Origin of the sequence: Enterobacter genomosp. S (genome assembly GCF_001631805.1) — a bacterium.
Taxonomy (GTDB): domain Bacteria; phylum Pseudomonadota; class Gammaproteobacteria; order Enterobacterales; family Enterobacteriaceae; genus Enterobacter; species Enterobacter quasihormaechei.
This window is the reverse complement of record NZ_LVVA01000012.1, coordinates 117,631-135,608: the sequence shown is the minus strand read 5'-3', so window position 1 is coordinate 135,608 and position 17,978 is coordinate 117,631. Positions and strand designations below refer to the sequence as shown.

21 protein-coding genes and 1 pseudogene are annotated in these 17,978 nt (G+C 56.8%); 5 read left to right on the top strand and 17 right to left on the bottom strand.

Features of this window, described 5'->3' with window-relative positions; translation table 11 throughout:
• Window positions 1-68 precede the first annotated feature (68 nt).
• Window positions 69-251: a YodC family protein gene (locus A3466_RS08380; protein WP_063450184.1), complete on the top strand. Its 183-nt coding sequence runs from the start codon at window positions 69-71 to the stop codon at window positions 249-251.
• A gap of 83 nt (window positions 252-334) precedes the next feature.
• Window positions 335-2,035, top strand: a complete 1,701-nt coding sequence (dgcQ, locus tag A3466_RS08375; RefSeq protein ID WP_063450183.1) for a cellulose biosynthesis regulator diguanylate cyclase DgcQ — start codon at window positions 335-337, stop codon at window positions 2,033-2,035.
• Here the strand turns inward: dgcQ and A3466_RS08370 are convergent.
• Window positions 2,020-2,820 (bottom strand): mannosyl-3-phosphoglycerate phosphatase-related protein, encoded by an 801-nt coding sequence (locus A3466_RS08370; RefSeq protein ID WP_063450182.1) that lies wholly within the window; start codon window positions 2,818-2,820, stop codon window positions 2,020-2,022. The genes dgcQ and A3466_RS08370 overlap by 16 nt on opposite strands.
• Window positions 2,821-3,117: 297 nt before the next feature.
• On the bottom strand, window positions 3,118-3,345 hold the full coding sequence (gene yodD, locus A3466_RS08365) for a YodD family peroxide/acid resistance protein (protein WP_017383339.1): 228 nt from the start codon (window positions 3,343-3,345) through the stop codon (window positions 3,118-3,120).
• A gap of 128 nt (window positions 3,346-3,473) precedes the next feature.
• Between yodD and dsrB the strand changes: the two genes are divergently transcribed.
• A complete protein-coding gene (dsrB, locus tag A3466_RS08360; protein WP_003859583.1) occupies window positions 3,474-3,662 on the top strand; it encodes a protein DsrB in 189 nt (62 codons plus the stop codon).
• Between the two features lie 99 nt (window positions 3,663-3,761).
• Here dsrB and rcsA read toward each other — a convergent pair whose 3' ends face one another.
• The 14 genes and pseudogenes from rcsA to fliF form a co-directional block, all read right to left on the bottom strand.
• Entirely contained in the window at window positions 3,762-4,385 is a 624-nt protein-coding gene (rcsA, locus tag A3466_RS08355; RefSeq protein WP_006811161.1) for a transcriptional regulator RcsA, read from the bottom strand.
• A gap of 287 nt (window positions 4,386-4,672) precedes the next feature.
• Window positions 4,673-5,468, bottom strand: a pseudogene (gene fliR / locus A3466_RS08350) (flagellar biosynthetic protein FliR).
• A 6-nt stretch (window positions 5,469-5,474) separates the two neighbouring features.
• A complete protein-coding gene (gene fliQ, locus A3466_RS08345) occupies window positions 5,475-5,744 on the bottom strand; it encodes a flagellar biosynthesis protein FliQ (protein ID WP_003859587.1) in 270 nt (89 codons plus the stop codon).
• A gap of 10 nt (window positions 5,745-5,754) precedes the next feature.
• The gene (fliP, locus tag A3466_RS08340) at window positions 5,755-6,492 is read right to left on the bottom strand and encodes a flagellar type III secretion system pore protein FliP (protein WP_003859589.1); all 738 of its coding nucleotides are present in this window, start codon (window positions 6,490-6,492) and stop codon (window positions 5,755-5,757) included.
• Window positions 6,492-6,866: a flagellar biosynthetic protein FliO gene (fliO, locus tag A3466_RS08335; RefSeq protein WP_063450180.1), complete on the bottom strand. Its 375-nt coding sequence runs from the start codon at window positions 6,864-6,866 to the stop codon at window positions 6,492-6,494. The genes fliP and fliO overlap by 1 nt, the downstream gene beginning before the upstream one ends.
• A gap of 2 nt (window positions 6,867-6,868) precedes the next feature.
• Window positions 6,869-7,282 (bottom strand): flagellar motor switch protein FliN, encoded by a 414-nt coding sequence (gene fliN / locus A3466_RS08330; RefSeq protein ID WP_003859592.1) that lies wholly within the window; start codon window positions 7,280-7,282, stop codon window positions 6,869-6,871.
• On the bottom strand, window positions 7,279-8,283 hold the full coding sequence (fliM, locus tag A3466_RS08325) for a flagellar motor switch protein FliM (protein ID WP_063450179.1): 1,005 nt from the start codon (window positions 8,281-8,283) through the stop codon (window positions 7,279-7,281). The genes fliN and fliM overlap by 4 nt, the downstream gene beginning before the upstream one ends.
• A 4-nt stretch (window positions 8,284-8,287) precedes the next feature.
• The gene (fliL, locus tag A3466_RS08320; RefSeq protein WP_032103821.1) at window positions 8,288-8,758 is read right to left on the bottom strand and encodes a flagellar basal body-associated protein FliL; all 471 of its coding nucleotides are present in this window, start codon (window positions 8,756-8,758) and stop codon (window positions 8,288-8,290) included.
• 106 nt (window positions 8,759-8,864) lie between these two features.
• Window positions 8,865-10,079, bottom strand: coding sequence for a flagellar hook length control protein FliK (fliK, locus tag A3466_RS08315; protein ID WP_063450178.1), 1,215 nt, complete (start codon window positions 10,077-10,079; stop codon window positions 8,865-8,867).
• Window positions 10,076-10,519: a flagellar export protein FliJ gene (gene fliJ, locus A3466_RS08310; protein WP_006811155.1), complete on the bottom strand. Its 444-nt coding sequence runs from the start codon at window positions 10,517-10,519 to the stop codon at window positions 10,076-10,078. Before fliJ ends, fliK begins: the two co-directional genes overlap by 4 nt.
• Before the next feature lie 21 nt (window positions 10,520-10,540).
• Window positions 10,541-11,911 carry a flagellar protein export ATPase FliI gene (gene fliI / locus A3466_RS08305; protein WP_063450177.1) on the bottom strand — a complete coding sequence of 457 codons (1,371 nt, stop codon included), beginning with the start codon at window positions 11,909-11,911 and terminating at the stop codon, window positions 10,541-10,543.
• The gene (fliH, locus tag A3466_RS08300) at window positions 11,911-12,618 is read right to left on the bottom strand and encodes a flagellar assembly protein FliH (protein ID WP_063450176.1); all 708 of its coding nucleotides are present in this window, start codon (window positions 12,616-12,618) and stop codon (window positions 11,911-11,913) included. Before fliH ends, fliI begins: the two co-directional genes overlap by 1 nt.
• Window positions 12,611-13,609, bottom strand: a complete 999-nt coding sequence (fliG, locus tag A3466_RS08295; RefSeq protein WP_003859608.1) for a flagellar motor switch protein FliG — start codon at window positions 13,607-13,609, stop codon at window positions 12,611-12,613. Before fliG ends, fliH begins: the two co-directional genes overlap by 8 nt.
• Entirely contained in the window at window positions 13,602-15,284 is a 1,683-nt protein-coding gene (fliF, locus tag A3466_RS08290) for a flagellar basal-body MS-ring/collar protein FliF (protein WP_063450175.1), read from the bottom strand. Before fliF ends, fliG begins: the two co-directional genes overlap by 8 nt.
• A gap of 228 nt (window positions 15,285-15,512) precedes the next feature.
• On the opposite strand from fliF, the gene fliE reads away from it, so the two are divergent.
• Both fliE and yedD read left to right on the top strand, forming a co-directional pair.
• Window positions 15,513-15,827, top strand: a complete 315-nt coding sequence (gene fliE, locus A3466_RS08285; RefSeq protein ID WP_063450174.1) for a flagellar hook-basal body complex protein FliE — start codon at window positions 15,513-15,515, stop codon at window positions 15,825-15,827.
• Between the two features lie 75 nt (window positions 15,828-15,902).
• Entirely contained in the window at window positions 15,903-16,316 is a 414-nt protein-coding gene (gene yedD / locus A3466_RS08280; RefSeq protein WP_063450173.1) for a lipoprotein YedD, read from the top strand.
• A gap of 81 nt (window positions 16,317-16,397) precedes the next feature.
• Here the strand turns inward: yedD and amyA are convergent, their stop codons facing one another.
• Window positions 16,398-17,906, bottom strand: coding sequence for an alpha-amylase (gene amyA, locus A3466_RS08275; protein ID WP_063450172.1), 1,509 nt, complete (start codon window positions 17,904-17,906; stop codon window positions 16,398-16,400).
• Between the last annotated feature and the right edge of the window lie 72 nt (window positions 17,907-17,978).

Genomic DNA, 17,978 nt, shown 5'->3' with positions numbered 1-17,978 from the left:
GCTGCGGATGCAAAAAGGCTATTCCTCGTCTAAATTGAAAACGTTTCACCCTGATACAGGAGGCAGGTATGGTCTTTTTGGTCAGTGATGAAGTTAAGCCTAAAAGTGGTGGTCCAGGCATGATTGTCACCGGTTATTCCAGCGGAATGGTGGAGTGTCGGTGGCATGACGGATACGGCATTAAGCGTGAGGCTTTTCGAGAAGACGAGCTTCAGCCTGCGAATAACCGGCAAGAGCGCGACAAGGCTTAATCACACAACGCCCGGCCATGCCGGGCGTTTTACTGGCAGAAGACGTATCCTGTCGGATAGCGGGCGACAATCAGGGAGTGGGTGTGCAACACGATACCTTTGTTGAAAAACAATCTTTGTTGCAGTGGCTGCATAAGCGTAGCAATCCCGGTTTGATTGTTAATCTCTGTTTTATTGTTGTCCTGATCTTTTCCACCCTCCTGACCTGGCGCGAAGTCGTGGTGCTGGAGGAGGCCTACATCTCCAGCCAGCGTAACCATCTGGAAACGGTGGCCAGCGCGCTGGACAGACAGCTCCAGTTTAGCGTCAATAAAATGCTCTATTTTCGCCACAGCATGCTTGATGCGCTGGAGACGCCGCTGGCGTTTGGGGTTCTGCAAGAGGCGGTAAAGCGGTTTGAACGCGTGAGGCGTTCTCCCGTCTGGCAAATCGCGGTCGATCCAAAACGCACGTTACCGATTAACGGCGTTTCGGATGCGTTTGTTGAACAAACAACGCTGCTCAACCGCGATGACGATTACCTGGATAAAGAGATTTCCGCCGCCCTCGAAGTGGGCTATTTGCTACGCCTGGCATCCACGAATTCACGTCACGAGGAGCGGATATTATACGTTTCTCGCGCGGGTTTTTTTCTGGAAACGGATACGCCTCCCCATCACAGTGATATTGCACAGCGCTATTACCATCTGGTAACGCAGCCCTGGTTTACGCAGCAGACCGATCGTGAAAACCGGGCGCGAGGGGTTCGGTGGTTTATCTCTCCTCCCTCGGCCTTTGCCGGAAAACAGCCGCTTATTACGGCCAGCGTGCCGGTTTATTACAAGCATGTCTGGTATGGCGTGGTAGCGATGGATTTTACCTTTGCCACCATGCGCGAGCTGCTGGTGGAGGCGATGGACGACCACACGGAAGGGGAGTACCAACTGTATGACAGCCGCCTCAACATGCTCGCGACCACCGAGAGGCCAGCGGACGAGGTGAATCACTTCGATGAGCTGGAATTAGCGCAAATCGCGCACGCTGTAGAACTGGACACCGTGGGCGGTATTCGCCTGGGAAGCCGCTTTATCAGCTGGGCGCGCCTCGATCATTTCGACGGCCTCGTCCTGCGGGTCCATACGCTGGATGAGGGTGTGCGCGGAGATTTCGGCAGCATCAGCATTGTTTTGGCCCTGCTTTGGGCGCTGTTCACCGCGATGCTGCTGATCTCATGGCTGGTGATCCGGCGCATGGTCAGTAATATGTATTCGATGCAGAACTCGCTGCAATGGCAGGCCTGGCACGATCCGCTGACCAGGCTGAATAATCGTGGGGCGCTCTTCGAGCAGGCAAAAAGGCTGGCGAAGCAGTGTGAACAGCAGTCGCTGCCGTACTCGGTCATTCAGATCGATCTCGACTGCTTCAAGAGCATCAATGACCGGTATGGACATCAGGCGGGTGATAAGGTGTTGTCCCACGCCGCCGGGCTGATTGCCAGTACCCTGCGCGCGAATGATATTGCCGGACGCGTCGGTGGCGAAGAGTTCTGCGTCGTGTTGCCCGGCCTGACGATTGAAGAGGCGGCAGACGTCGCAGAGCAGATCCGCGAGCGTATCAACAGCAAAGAGATCCTGATTAAGAAAAGTACGACCCTGCGCGTCAGCGCGTCGTTTGGCGTTTCCTGCGCCCAGGAGAAGGGCGATTACCACTTCGAAAATCTGCAATCCTCCGCCGATGCGCGGCTGTATGAGGCGAAACAGCGCGGGCGTAACCGGGTCGTCTGGCAGGCTCACGACAAAAAGTGATCGAGTCCTTCACGCCAGCCGGCCGGTCCGGTGTGCTGAGTATGGTAGACCCGCGCGGGATCGTTATTTTTAAGGCTGACACCCTCCCGGTTGAAGCCTTTCACCACCACGGCGAAGCCTACGCTGTCCAGCAGCGGCGCATCGTTAGGGCCGTCGCCCAGGCCCAGCGTCGTCGGCTCTTTTCCCTCGTGCAGGCGATACTGGCCCACAAGCCAGTGAACCGCCATGTCTTTGCCGCAGGAGTCGTCCAGAATGTGCCAGAAGCGTGCTCCCTGGACGATATTCAGCCCCTGCCGGGCCAGTTCGGTTGCGAAGCGCGTCATCTGTTCATCACCGTCACGCCAGATAAGCGTCACGGACGCCTCATGTTTGCGTGCCAGCGCCGAACGTGGGCGGCTCAGCCCGGTCCATTCGGCGACCACGCGCTCATCCACATCATCAAAGGTGGTAAATTTCAGGTGCAATTCCTGACGAACCCGGTCAATAAACTGCCGGATTTCGTCATGCTTTTTTTCTGAGATGAACCGGGCGGCGTTTTCCCACCGTACGTCAGGCTGGATCACCGCGCCGTTTTCCGCAATGTAAGGTAGCCCGACAAGCCCAAGCTCCTGCTGGATGTCCTGCATCTCGGACGCGGTTTTGCTGCTGCACAGAATGACCGGTATCTGCTCATCCTGTAATCTCTCCAGCCAGGGGGCGGCAGGCTGCCAGTCAAACGTGTGAAAATCCAACAGCGTGCCGTCGAGGTCAGTAAAGACCAGCAGCGTCTCCTGAAGCGAAGGCATAAACTCTCCTGGAAGATGGCGCGTTTTATGAGAAAATTCTTAAAAAAGAGAGGCGTTGTCACCCCGTTGAACCGGTAACGATCCCGACAAACCCACACCGCACGCAGGTTTATACTCATAACAAAAATTCACATGTATAAAATATTATATTCGCTCAGAGAATATATGCTTGTAAGAAAATTCCGTTGGGGATAATGTCTTACCTGCATCAGATTTCCTGGTGTAACGAATTTACAAGTGCTTCTTGCATAAGCAAGTTTGATCCCGGTCATCCCCATGACCGGGATTTTTTTCGCCTTAGCGGTTCGTCTCCGAGACGCTAAAGTCATGGATATCCAGCTCGAACGCTTCGGCCAGCTCGCGGTAGGTATGGTAATCCCGACCGTTGACCACGACGCGGTCTGAATTATCCTCCGCACGATGAACTTCGGACTCACTGATTTCATTGATGGCGGCAAGCAGGGCATCGACGTCCACCTCAACCTCACGCTTAATGGTGTCGCTGTACTCTTTGTCGGTCTTCATTTCGGGCTCCTCATTTAACCGTCTCCACAGCTAAGTATAGACCGCACACAAAAACGCCATTCGCGCCGGGCGGCGATGCCAGAGAAGGTAATTTGTTCTACACTGGCTCAAAACCACAGGAGAAATGTATGAAGGTCAACGATCGGGTAACCGTCAAAACGGACGGGGGGCCGCGCCGCCCGGGTGTGGTGCTGGCGATAGAAGAGTTTAATGAAGGCACGATGTATCTGGTGTCGCTGGAAGATTACCCGCTCGGCATCTGGTTCTTTAACGAACTGGGCCACCCGGATGGGATCTTTGTCGAAACGGCGGAATAGGGCGGCGTCGGGGGCGTTGTCTCCCCGGCTTCGGCTGCTGAAAAGCAAAATCTCTGGCCAGGCCAGAGATCAAGGTAGGGTACAACATGGCCGTGCAACTTAGCGCATATTAACGAAAATCCCATTCGTCACATTATCTGTCAGGCGTACGACATGATAAATCACTTGCTTATTATGCGTTTTAATTTTCCTTTTAATATTTCCTTTGTGTGACGATACTGTTTTTGCCTTGATATTCATCTGGTCTGAGATCTGAATTGTCCCTTGTCCTGCCATCCACATTCTTAACATACTTGATTCAGTTCTGCTTAATGATAGGGTGGGTAAGTTAATCGCACCTACATTCTTTACTTCTTTATTCAAATAATCGCCCAGAATGTCGTCAAGCGACTCTGGTTTAATCGATTTCGAACTGATTAATAAGTTTTTACGCACCAGCAAATACTCATCGAAATGAATATTGGCGATTGCCATAAAAACAATAAACAAGGTCTTAGGATGCTGATTAATGATCTGCTTAATGTGCTGACTGTTAGCGGGGTCGTGAATGAAACAGTCCTCATTAATAAACACCACGCCTGGCTTGTGGACGTCACAAGCGGCTGCGAGTTCTTCAACGGTGTGCGCATCGTTGATGTCTCTCTTTCTTACCCCTCTGCTTGCTAAGTACCCGGTTAACCCTAGCCGGGTGTAGCTGCATAAATCCATAATGATCGTTGACATGGCATACCCTCACTCAATGCGTAACGATAATTCACCATCTGCCTGAGAGCTCATAAACAGCCATACGGGATGGAAAAAAGCTAATAAAACCTGTGAGCATGACAAAGACTTTCAGGCGAACTCACTATCCCGTAAAGTTACGTATAATTTGCCAGGAATCATCTTAAAGTAAAGTAAATATTAAGTATTGTGAGGTGGTTAGAAACATTTAAACCGCGTCAGATATATCCTGGTAGATGTTTTTCGAGATTATTTTTAGGAATATCCTCAGAAAGACATTGCAAACGCTAGGGGTTATTATTTGCGTGGAAGTTCGCTGACAATATCCGCTAACAGATTGAATATCTCGCTGAATAAATGTTCGCAGAAGGGGGCGATAAGAGGCATCAATAATGACATTAATAAAAGGCCAACCGTCAATGTCACCGGAAAACCGATGACGAAAACCGACAGCTGCGGGGCCATTCGGTTGAGTAAACCTAATGCGAGGTTAACCGTGAGCAGCAGGGTAATGATCGGCAACGCCAGCATCAGCCCGTTGAGGAAAATGAGTCCGGCAGCCCGCACCAGCGCCAGAAAGGCGTTACTGTTTACCGGGTTGTCACCAATCGGCAGCGTATGGAAAGTATCCACCAGCATAGAGATCAGCCACAGGTGGCCGTTGAACGAGAGAAACAACAGCATTGCCAGCAGGTCGATAATGCGCGCCAGCACGGGCATATTCAGATGGCTGCCGGGATCAACGAACGTGGCGAAGGAGAGACCCATTTGCAAGCCGATCAGTTCCCCCGCCGTTCGTACCGCGGCAAAGGCGAGCTGCATCGTGAACCCGACCGCCACGCCAATCATCACCTGTTGCAGGGCAATCCAGATCGCATTCGGGGAAAAAATGGGAATATCCACCGCCGGCAGGGAAGGGGCTACGATAACGGTGATAACGATGCCCAGCCCAATTTTAACGCGTTTAGGCACCGACTTTTCACTGAGAATGGGGGCGGTGGAAATCAGCGCCATGATGCGCAGCATCGGCCAGAAATAGATCCCGAGCCACTGGACAAACTGATCGCTGGTGAAATGCAGCATCGTTCGTCAGCCGATGATGTAAGGCAGATTGGTGAACAGGTTGCGCATATAGTCCAGCAGCAAATTCAGCATCCATGGCCCGGCGACGATAATCGCCACGAAGACGGCAATGATCTTAGGGATGAACGACAGGGTCATTTCGTTAATCTGCGTGGCGGCCTGGAGAATACTGATAATCAGACCGGTTACCAGCGCTACCAGCAGCAAGGGCGCGGCCACGGCAATCGCAACTTTCATCGCCTCCGTGCCCATCATCATGACCGATTCAGGCGTCATTGCGCGCTCCTCAACTGTAGAAACTCTGCGCCAGCGAGCTGACCAGCAGTTGCCAGCCGTCGACCAGCACGAACAGCATGATCTTAAAGGGCAGGGCAATGGTCGCGGGCGGAACCATCATCATCCCGAGCGCCATCAGGACGCTGGCGATCACCAGGTCGATAATCAGGAACGGAATGAAAATGGTGAAGCCAATCTGGAACGCGGTTTTCAGCTCGCTGGTGACATACGCTGGCAGCAGGATGCGCATCGGCACCGCTTCCGGCCCCTGTAGCTCCCCCGTGTTCGCGAGACGGGCAAACAGGGCTAAATCCGCTTCGCGCGTCTGGCGAAGCATAAATTCACGTAATGGCTGAGCCCCCTTTTCCAGGGCGACCTGCATGGAAATTTTATCTTCGCTGAACGGCTGATACGCCTCGGTGTAAATCTTGTCGATCACCGGCGACATAATGAAAAAGGTCAGGAACAGGGCTAAGCCCAGCAGCACCTGATTGGGCGGCGCGGACGGCGTGCCGAGCGCGTTGCGCAACAGGCCAAACACGATGATGATGCGGGTAAAACTGGTCATCATCAGCAGGATCGCCGGGATAAAGGTCAGCGAGGTGATGAACACCAGCGTCTGCACGGACAGGGACCAGCTTTGACCCCCGTTTGCCAGCGGCGTGGAAACCAGTCCCGGCAGTTGTGCATACACGGAAGGCGCGAACAGGCCCAGGCCTGCCAGCGTAAGGAATAACAGACGACGCATCAGGATCTCCCGGAACGCTTGAACAAACTCTTCATAACGGACTGGAAATCCGCAGGGGCCGGGGCGTTTGCTTCTACCGCGGCAGGCGCAGGGGGCAGCGTGTGCAGAACGTTGATGCTGGAGGCGGTCACGCCCAGCACCAGTCGCGCATCTTCCACTTCCACAATGACCACGCGTTCGCGTGGCCCGAGCGTGGTGCTGGCGCAGACCTTCAGCCCGCGCGTACCGGCCGTTTTCCCCGCCAGACCGAAACGCTTCGCCAGCCAGGCGGCGAGAAGGATAAAGGCAATAATACCGAACAGCGCGCCGCTCACCTGAAGCAGCGGTGAGCCGGGTACGGCGGAGGGCGCGGACATTGTTGCCTGGGTTTTCATGCTTAACGGCTCAGACGACGCATACGTTCGGAAGGAGTAATGATATCGGTGATACGCACGCCGTATTTATCGGCCACCACCACCACTTCGCCTTGGGCAATCAGGTAGCCGTTGATCAGAATATCCAGCGGCTCACCGGCTAAACCGTCCAGCGCCACCACGGAACCCTGCGTCAGGCGCAGCAGCTCTTTAATGGTCATCCGGGTGCGGCCCAGCTCAACGGTCAGCTTGACCGGAATGTCCATAATCAGGTCAATGTCCTGCAACGTGCCGCTGACGTCACCGCCGCCTAACTGCTGGAATACCGCGTCTGCCGCGCTTTTCGTCGGCGTCGTTTTTTGCTCGTTTAACGCGTCAGCCCACAGATCGTCCAGTGCTCCGCTGTTTTCATCGGACGGATTGTTCATGTCACTCATTTGGGCTGTTCCTCATTCAGCGAATTCAAAATCGGGTTGATCAAGTGCTCAACGCGTAACGCATACTGGCCGTTAATCGTGCCGTACTGGCTTGTCAGCACGGGTACGCCATCCACATGGGCAATAATGCGGTCGGGTTTATCTATCGGCAAAACGTCGCCGGGTTGTAATTTCAGGATCTGCGATAACCGCATGGAGATGTCGGCGAAGTTGGCCACCAGCTCCAGCTGCGAATGCTGCACCTGACGCACCAGGTTCTCACGCCAGTTCTGATCTTCATGGCGTGAGTTCTCCAGCGGCGGGTTCACCAGCAGTTCGCGCAGCGGTTCAATCATGCTGAACGGCAGACAGATGTTGAACTCGCCCGTCAGGTTGCCGATCTCCACGTGGAACGGGGTATTCACGACGATGTCGTTAGGGGAGGTGGTGATGTTGGTAAACTTCACCTGCATCTCGGAACGCACGTACTCCACTTCCAGCGGGTTAATCGCTTTCCACGCGTCGCTGTAGGATTCCAGCGCCAGCTTCAGCATGCGGTTAATCACCCGCTGTTCGGTATGGGTAAACTCGCGGCCTTCCACTTTGGTCGGGAAACGACCGTCGCCACCGAACAGGTTATCCACCGCGATGAACACCAGGCTTGGCGAGAACACGACCAGACCGGTACCGCGTAGCGGCTTGAGATGGATCAGGTTAAGGTTGGTTGGCACCGGCAGGTTGCGGGCAAACTCATGATACGGCTGAATGCGGATCGCCCCGACGGTGATATCCGGGCTACGACGCAGCAGGTTAAACAGCCCCATACGGAACTGACGTGCAAAACGTTCGTTGATGATCTCCAGCGCCTGTAATCGCTCGCGCACCACGCGACGCTGGGTATTGGGATCGTAGGGACGAACATTATCGTCGCCGGTTAAACTCGGCTTCGGATCGTCACTCTTATCGCTGTCGCCGTTGAGCAGCGCATCGATTTCTGCCTGAGAAAGAATACTGTCGCCCATGTCGTTACCGCAGAATGAAGGCTGTATACAGAACGTCAGTGACTTCCTGCTTAGGTTGGCCGTTGACCAGCGGGGTCGCCAGCGTCTGTTTGATGGCATCGACCAGCTTTTGCTTGCCTACATCGGTGGCGAGCGCGGAGGCGTCCTGACGAGAAAACAGCAGCAGCAGGCGGCTACGTACTTCTGGCAGGTAGTCGTTCAGACGTGCACGGGTCGCTTCATCTTTCAGGCGCAGCGTAATGCCCACGTACAGCACGCGATCCGCATCGCCCAGGTTAACGGTGAATGTATCCAGCGGAAAGAAGACCGGCGCCGGCGGAGGCGGCACGTCAGCTTTGGCGGCTGCGCCGGAGGGCTCCTGCTGCATACGCCAGTAACTGTAGCCTGCGGTGGCGCAGGCCGCGAGGGTAATCAACACCAGCAGCGGGATCCAGATGGAACGCTTGCTTTTTTTGGTGATAGCGGAGTCTGTCATCTGATACGAGCTTCCTGTTTCGGTACAGCCTAATACGGTGATTATCCCGTGTCCGGCTTAGGTCAAAGCGTGGAAAAGACGGAGATAATCACGTTACCTCTGGCGTTTAGGCAAAGATGTCTACGGCACGGCTGCCGCGCGCGGCTGATTGCAGGGCGGAAGGGGTTGGCAATAACTCTTCGCTCTCATCGTTAAACCCGGCGGGCTGGCCGGAGCGCGAAGCGTGCTGTTGCTGCCCGGATGAAGACTGCTGCTGCCCGGCAAAGCCCTCGCTGCTGACGCTGCTTTGTGAAAGCTGAATACCGTTTTCCGCAAGCTGCGTGCGCAGGATCGGCAGGGCCGCTTCCAGCGCCGCGCGAACGTGGCTGTGGGGCGAAACCATCTGCAACTGCGCCTGGTTGTCATCCAGCTTAAGCGAAATTTGTACCTGACCCAGATCCTCCGGGTGCAGACGCAGCTCCGCGGTCTGCTGTCCCTGCTTTGTGAACAGGGTGATGTGCTGGCTCAGATTCTGCTGCCATTCGTGCGTGCCCAGCGGCTGGCTTAACACCGGTGCTGTCGCAACGGTTGCGGCAGGCTGGGATGCAGGCAGATGACTGACGACCGGGGCCAGCGTTGCGGTTGGGCTGGAGGCTGGCGACGCCGTGCTCGCTACGTCCTGCTTCTCCACGACGGCGGCGACAGCTGGCGTAACGGATGCCGTGGCGGGCAGCGACGTATCGCTATCCTGAACCGGCATTTTTTCCTGACCCGGTAACGCGTGGCTAAGCGGCTGTTGCTGGCCGTTATCCGTCTGGGCTATCGCAGAGGCGAGGGCGGCGCGGGGCGCAATCCCCGTCGTACTTGCAGGCGTCGTCACCACCGGGGTGGCGATTTGCTGGTGCGGTAACATCGCCATCAGCGCGCTTAACCCGGCCAGCTCTTCCTCTTCGGTTGCGGTGTCGCTGCTTGCCTTCGCGTCCGTCTGAGTCAGCACCTTCAGCGCGTCCGTATTCGCTGTGGGCTTCAGGCCAGAGACGAGACTTTGCAGGGAGAGGGCAGTTTCCTCTCCGGTCAGCGACTCCTGGCGGGAGAGCAGCTCGGCGATTTTGGCCTGGAGCGTGGTATCACCGCTTTTTTCCCGTGCCGCTGTCGACAGCTTGCTGCCCGCAGCTTTCAAATCGGCCAGCGTCAGCGGGGCATCTTTACCTTTACCGGTGGTCTCCGTTAGCGCACCAGCCAGCAGAGAGAGAAAATCCTGCGCGCCCTCAGCGACTTTTCCGGCCAGCGTGCCGCCGGACGGGTCGCTGTCGGTCATCAGCAGTTGTTGCAGTGTGATCATTCTGGTTTCCTCATTGATGCGCGCTGGGCAAACTCATCCATTTTTTTCTGATCCAGACGGTTTTCCGCCAGGGTCGAGGCTGCAATTTGCCGGTCCTGTAAGGTTTGCCAGGCCTGCAACCGCTGTTTTTTCTCGCGCCAGAAGTTCAGCGCGGTATCGACTTTTTGCGTCCACTGGTTGAGCTGCTGGCGATGCTGCTCAATCGCCTTTTCCAGCGTCTGGATAAACTGCTGATAGTTGATCCAGCGCTGGCTACCAATGCCCTGCGTCATGTCGGTGTTAAGGTTGGTGCGGTATTCATGCTGATAGTCGATTAACATCTTCAACTGTTCTTCAGCCTGCTGGCACCCGCGCCGCATTGCGCCAAGCTGCAATGCGGCATCATCAACTTCTTTTTCAGCCAGATCTTTCAGCGTTGATAACGCGCTGTTTTGCGCCATGACCTTCGCCCTCCACCTGTGTTACACCTGCGGGAAAATCAACTCCAGTGCCTGGAGGGAATCTTCCCAGTCAGCGCGTTCAAAAATACCTTGTTGCAGAAACGCCTCCAGCTGCGGCCACAGGGCGATCGCTTTATCGAGCATCGGATCGCTGCCTTTAGCGTACGCCCCGACGCTCACCAGATCGCGGTTGCGCTGGAAGCTGGAGAGCAGTTGTTTGAAGTTACGCACGCGGGCGTAGTGCTTCTCGGTAATCAGCGCCGTCATCGCACGGCTGATCGAGGCTTCAATATCAATGGCCGGGTAGTGCCCGGCTTCGGCCAGACGGCGCGACAGCACGATATGGCCGTCGAGGATCGCCCGCGCGGAGTCGGCAATCGGATCCTGCTGGTCATCGCCTTCGGTCAGTACCGTATAGAACGCGGTGATGGAGCCGCCGCCGCTGATGCCGTTCCCCGCGCGTTCCACCAGCGCGGGCAGTTTGGCAAATACCGACGGCGGGTAACCTTTGGTGGCCGGCGGTTCGCCGATGGCGAGCGCAATCTCACGCTGCGCCATCGCGTAACGGGTCAGGGAGTCCATGATCAGCAGCACGTGCTGGCCCCGGTCGCGGAAATCTTCCGCGATCCGCGTGGCGTAGGCGGCGCCCTGCATACGCAGCAGCGGCGACACGTCGGCAGGCGCGGCGATCACCACCGAGCGGGCGCGTCCCTCCGCACCCAGAATGTTTTCGATAAAATCTTTAACTTCGCGTCCACGCTCACCGATCAGGCCGACAACGATCACGTCCGCCTGGGTATAACGCGCCATCATGCCGAGCAGGACGGATTTACCCACGCCGGAGCCGGCGAACAGGCCCATACGCTGGCCGCGTCCCACCGTGAGCAGGGCGTTAATCGGCCGCACGCCGGTATCCAGCACGTGCTCTATAGGGGTACGTTGCAGCGGGTTGAAGGGTTGAGTGATGAGCGCGCCGGTTTCGGTGGTATCGGGGGAGGGCAGGCCATCGAGCGGTTTGCCGCTCCCGTCAAGCACGCGGCCCAGCAGTGCCGGACCGAGCGGCAGCTGTTTTCCGCTTTGCAGGCCGTCGCCGCTGATGTTTTTCGCGTAGACGCGGGCGCCGGGTAAAATCCCTTCCACCTCTTCAAGGGGCATCAGGAACAGGCGATGACCGTTAAACCCGACCACTTCGCTTTCCACTTCGCGCGTGTCGCCCCCGTCCTGACGCTCAATCACGCAGGTGGCGCCGAGCGGAAGTTGCAGCCCCGTGGCTTCCAGCACCAGTCCGGTGGCGCGCGTCAGGCGTCCATAACGACGAACGGACGGCAGCTGCGCCATCTTCGTTTCAAAATTATCGAGCGTATTAAGCCAGCGCGTCAGGCGAGCGGTCATCAGACGACTCCCGGTGCCGCCAGACGGCACAGTTCCTGCCAGCGGGTGGCGACGCTGGCATCCAGATCGCCTTCATCCGCCGAGACCTTACAGCCCCCGTGATGAAGTGACGGATCGCCGCGCAGCCGCCACCCGTGCAGGCTCAGCGTCGCGCCGAGACTCTCCTCCACGCGCTGCAAGTCATCAGGATGAACGCGCAGCTGCGGTTTGCCGCTGAACAGCGGCTCCTGCTGGAGCAGGGCCTGGATCTGCTTAATCAGCGCGGCGTTATCCACCACCGGCGTCTGGCCGATCACCTGACGGGCCGCCTCCAGCGCCATCTGCATCAGGCGTGAGGCAATCACGCTGTCCAGCGCATCCAGGGTATGCTGAAATTCGCTCACCAGCTGCTGCATGCGGGCATGTAGCGGCGCCTGCTGCTGGCGAGCCTGCTCGATGCCCTGCTCTAAACCTTTCGCCAGCCCTTCCTGATAGCCCTGCGCGTGCCCGGTCTGACGGCCTTCGTTCATCCCGGCGTTGAAGCCCTGCTCGTGCGCCTGCATTTGCATCTGGGCCAGCAGCTGGGCGCGCTGTTCCTCTTCACTCAGTTCCGGCACGCCCGCATCGGTATCGCCCTCGTCGGACGACTGCATGGCAGGGGTGAACTCTGCGGCAGGAGGGGAGAGGTCGTCAGGCGTCCAGCGCTTCCACGGCAGTTCATCAGACATAGGTGTCGTCTCCGCTGCCAATCACCATCTCGCCGGTTTCCGCCAGACGACGAACGATAAGCAGGATGGCTTTCTGTTCGTTTTCCACCTGAGACAAACGCACCGGGCCGCGGTTGGCAAGGTCGTCGCGCAGGATATCTGCCGCACGCTGGGACATGTTGCGCAGGAATTTCTCGCGCAGCGGTTGCTCGGCGCCTTTGAGGGCGATAAGCAGAGATTCTGAATCCACTTCCTGGAGCAGGCGCTGAATGCTGCGATCGTCCACTTCGACCAGGTTTTCGAACAGGAACATCTCGTCGATAATTTTCTGCGCCAGTTCGCCGTCGAACTCGCGTACCGCCGTAATAACCGCCTCTTCCTGCTGGGTTTTCATCAGGTTGATGATTTCCGCTGCCGTTCTCACGCCGCCCATTTTGCTGCGCTTGAGGTTCTGGCCGTCGAGCAGGTTGTTCAGCACTTCGGTCAGCTCCGCCAGCGCGGCAGGCTGGACGCCGCCGAAGGTGGCAATACGCAGCATCACGTCGTGGCGCAAACGCTCGTCGAACAGCGCCAGAATATCGGCCGCCTGGCCCCGTTTGAGGTGGACCAGAATGGTGGCGATAATCTGCGGGTGCTCGTCGCGAATAAGATCGGCGGCGCTTTGCGGCTCCATAAAGTTGAGCGTTTCGATCCCGCTGGCGGTATCGCGCGTTTCGAGAATGTCTTCCAGCAGGCTGGCGGCGCGCTCTTCGCCCAGCGCCTTAACCAGCACGGAGCGCAGGTATTCGTTGGCGTTGACGTTGAGTGCCGCAAACTGTTCTGCTTCCTGCTCAAACTCCGCCAGCACTTCGGTCAGTTGCTTGTTGGAGATCTGGCGCACGTTGGCCATCGCCGCACTGAGGATCTGCACTTCTCTCTGGGAGAGGTGTTTAAACACCTCCGCCGCGCGGTCTTCGCCAATGGTCATCAGCAGGATGACGCTCTTATCGGTGCCTGTAAGCGTATTACTCATGTTCGTTACCCATCCAACCGCGGATGACCAGCGCGACGACGCGCGGATCGTTATCTGACATTTCGCGAATGCGCTGGCTCATCACCTCTGCGCCCATGCGCTGGTTAGCACGGCGCTGCTGCATCTGTTCATCTTTGCTGAGACGAACCTCGACCGCTTCTTCCTCGTCCTGACGCGTGCTCTTCTGTTCCAGCGCGGCTTTCTCAGTTTCAGCACGACGCTGAAGCTGAGGACGGACGCCTTTACGCCACAGCAGCCACGCGACAATCAACACCAGCAGCCAGCGGCCTGCGGACATCAGCTGATCGAAGAACGCCTGCTGTTGCCAGAACGGCAGTTCACCACCGGTTTCATCCACCGGGTTGAACGGTGAGTTCACGACGTTGAGGGTATCGCCACGTTTTTCAGAGAAGCCCATCGCTTCGCGGGTCAGGTTTTCGATCTGCTTCATCTGCTCCGCCGTGAGCGGCAGCGGTTTACCGTCCGGCAGCGTTTTGTAGTTCACCACCACGGCCACGGAGAGGCGCTCGATATCGCCCGTGTTCAGTTTGGTATGGCGGATGGTCCGGTCGACTTCGTAGTTGGTCGTTTCGTTACGGCTGCTGTTACGCGGGCCGGCACTGTTCGCGGTCGAGGTCGTCTGCTGATTCGTTTGCTGACCGTTCTGCTGGTTTGCCGGCGGCGTGGAGATTGGCGCGGCGTTGGCAGGTGCAGGCTGGTTAGAGAGCGCACCCGGCACCCCGCCAGGATACTGGCCGCCGACCTGTTCCGTCTCATTGATCTGACGCGAGCGTAACACGGCGCGGGAGGCATCCCCGTTCGGAGCGTACTGCTCTTCGGTCTGTTCTTTATTCGAGAAATCAATCTGCGCGGTGACCTGCGCGTGCACGTTGCTGTTGCCCACCACCGGGCCCAGAATCGCTTCGATGCGACGCTGGAGACGGCCTTCCACATCGGCGGCATATTTCAGCTGGGCGTCGTTAAGATCGCGCCCGGCGGTGTTGGACTGCGTCAGCAGATGACCGCTCTGATCCACCAGCGTGACGTTACCCGGCGGCAGACCGGCTACCGCACTGGAGACCAGGTGCGTAACGGCGCTGATCTGCCCCTCATCCAGCGCGCGGCCAGGTTCGAGGTTAACGGTCACAGAGGCGGAAGGGGACTTTTGTTCGCGGACAAACAGGGACGGCTTAGGCATCGCCAGGTGCACGCGGGCACTTTTCACCGGGCCTAAGGTTTCAATCGTACGGGCCAGCTCGCCTTCCAGCGCGCGCTGGTAGTTAACCTGCTCGCTGAACTGGCTGATGCCGAATTTTTCCTGATCCAGCAGCTCAAACCCAACCGCGCCGCCTTTCGGCAGCCCCTGCTGGGCGAGACGCAGGCGAAGCTCGTGCACTTTATCTGCCGGCACTTCAAGCGCACCGCCGTTATCGGCAAAGCGATACGGGATGTTCATCTGGGTCAGCTGGGTGACGATGGCACCGCCATCCTGGTCGGAAAGGTTGCTGTAGAGCGTGCGGTAATCCGGGCTTTTTGCCCATAAGATCATCGCGACAATAATCGCAATGGCGGCAGCGCCTGCCACAATCAACGGGATCTTAGGGTTAGCGCGAAGGCGGTTCATCCACTCAAGTGATTTATTCTGCGGCGCTGTCGATGCTGCTGTCGCACTCATTGCGCACCTCTTAAATCCTGGTGGTTTACGTTATTCGTGTAGAGAAACAAAACTGACTCCCGGGTCGGCAAACACGACAAAAGTTCCATACTGATGGCCCAGCCATTATTTGATGATTCGGGATTTTCTATGCGTCAAATAACCTGGTTTTTTAACGCTATTTACCGCCTTTATCTTATTGACAAGCTGTTAGTCTTGACCCCGTAAAAAACCATCCAGGGGAGAGTCATGGCTATACAGGGCATTGAAGGGGTACTCAGTCAGTTACAGGCAACGGCGATGACGGCCCGCAACCAGAGCGTGGCTGACCAGCCGCCGGGCATTAGCTTCGCCGGTCAGTTGCATGCTGCGCTGGACCGGATCAGCGACAAGCAAAACGCGGCCCGTACCCAGGCTGAGAAATTTACCCTCGGTGAACCCGGCGTGGCGCTCAACGATGTGATGGCCGATCTGCAAAAAGCGTCGGTGTCGTTGCAGATGGGGTTACAGGTGCGGAATAAGCTGGTGTCGGCGTATCAGGAAGTCATGGGGATGCAGGTTTAAACATTACCTATCTTACGCTGGCAGCCTGATGGCTTTAATGCCACAATATTTTTTTCTTCGCATGCAGGAAAGATGATGAAAAAAGTAGCAATTGTGGCTGCGATGCTGACGTTAGCGGGATGCGTTCAGGTCGAAAACTATCAGGAAGTGGTTAAGCATCCGGCACCTTCGCATCTGGCAGGTTACTGGCAGTCGAAAGGGCCGCAGAGCGCGATGGTGAGCCCGGAGGCGATTGCCACGCTGGTGGTGACACAAGAGGGTGATACCCTGGACTGTCGTCAGTGGCAGCGCGTTATCGCGGTGCCGGGTAAGATCATGCTGCGTTCAGATGATTATTATAACGTGACCGAAAAACGGGACGTCTATCCGCTGGAGCGCGATGGATCCACGCTTGAGTATGACGGCATGGAGCTGCAAAAGGTTGACCGTCCAACGGTGGAGTGCGCAGATTTTCTGAGCAAGAATCCGCTGGAGAGTAAGCTTCCGTAGCGGTAAAAGCAAAACGGCAATCATATTGCCGTTTTTTGGGTTTGCTCCCTCTCCCTGTGGGAGAGGGGCGGGGTGAGGGCATCAGGCCGCCCCCTTCCCGTACCAGAGCGCGTCCTCAATCACCCACACGCTGACGCTTCCCCCGTTACAGAAGAACGTCCCTTCGCCATCCGCCGCCGTGGTTACGGTTTCCTCGCGATTGCCTAAAAAATCCCGCCATGTCTTATTGCCGTAATTCTCACCGAGGCAGATCGTCTTCTCGCCGTCATCACCATTCGACAGCACCACCACGCAGCCCGGGTGATCCTCTGTCCCGCTGCGGCTAAACGCAATGCAGTTTGGATGATCGAAAAAGAGCGTCTGCACGCCGTGGGCAAAACGCTGACGGGCGAGTATCAGCTCGTGGAGCTGTTCAATCACCGGCATATCAATGTGATACGTCTCGCCGTCACCCCCGGTGTCGTCATAGCTGGCGCCAAAAAGATCCGGGTAGAACACGCTCGGCACGCCGTTTTCACGCAGCAGGATGAGCGCGTAGGCCAGCGGTTTAAACCAGGCTTCAACCGGGGCTTCCAGCGCCTGCAAGGGCTGGGTGTCATGGTTGGCCACCAGCGTCACGGCATGGAACGGATCGGCTTCCACCAGCGTACCGGTGAAGATCTGGCTCATATCGTAGTCGCGGCCCTGGCGTGACGCCTCATGAAATTTCATTTGCAGCGGCGCATCAAACAGCATGGTCTTGCCGTCTACCTGATCGATGTAATGCTGCAATTTATCCACTTCGTGAGACCAGTATTCCGCCACGATAAACAGCGGCTGCGGGGCCACCTCCTGGACGTGCTCAATCCACTCTTTATAGAACCAGGCCGGGATGTGTTTTACCGCGTCCAGGCGGAAGCCGTCGCAGTGGGTTTGCTCCATCACCCAGCGCGCCCAGTATTTGATCTCTTCCGTCACCGCATGGTTGCGAAAATCAATATTTTCGCCCATCAGGTAATCGAAATTGCCCATCTCGTCGTCGACCTGATCGTTCCAGCCTTCGCCGGTGTAGTCGTTCACGATTTTGAAGATACCGTCCTCATTGGGGTTTTCAATGTGGTCGATACCGCTGAAGCATTTGTAATCCCAGACAAACTGCGAATACTGACCGGCACGAACGGGGAAGGTGTAGCGCGTCCAGGCTTCACATTCGATGATCTCATCGCTGATTTGAGTGCGATCCTGCGCATCCACGCGCTGGACGCGGACGGGTTCCTTTTCATCGGCACCCATTTTATGGTTGACTACCACGTCCAGAAGCACCGCAATCTGGTTGCTTTTTAAGGCGTTGATGGCCTCCAGCAGCTGGGCTTTATCGCCGTATTTGGTGGCAACGCTGCCTTTCTGGTCAAACTCACCGAGGTCGAAAAGATCGTAGGAGTCATACCCGACGGAATAGCCTCCGGACGCGCCTTTGTACGCCGGCGGTAACCAGACCATATTGATGGCGATTTCGTTCAGGTTGGGGGCTAATGCCGTGACTTCTTGCCACAATTCACCGCCGGTGGGGTAGTACCAGTGAAAACATTGTAAAAGTGTTGGGTTGCGCATGCACCATCTCCATGAGGTCGCGAAACTCAAGTATGGAGCAGGTTTGGCAGAAATGCCTGGCGAACGAAACGG